Consider the following 267-nt stretch of genomic DNA (forward strand, 5'->3'; position numbering starts at 1 on the left):
GTGAACGATCACATGGAGGTTCATACGGGCTTCAAGGGCAAATTTCCATAGAAACTCATGAACGAGCTCCGTATCAAAGGTGCCGACCTTTTGACTCGGGAAGACCGCTCTCATTTCCAAATGAGGACGATTGCTTAGGTCGACTACGACCTGGGCAAGGGTTTCATCCATTGGAACAAAGCTAGATCCGTACCGCTTGATTCCTTTTTTATCACCTAATGCTTCCTTAAACATTTGCCCAAGCACGATGCCGATATCTTCTGTTGT

Annotated in this window: 1 pseudogene; it reads right to left on the reverse strand. The window is 46.4% G+C overall.

Features of this window, described 5'->3' with window-relative positions:
- Nucleotides 1-267, reverse strand: a pseudogene (locus SB775_RS30215) (imidazoleglycerol-phosphate dehydratase); the annotation flags it as partial.

This window comes from Peribacillus sp. SIMBA_075 (assembly GCF_046534585.1).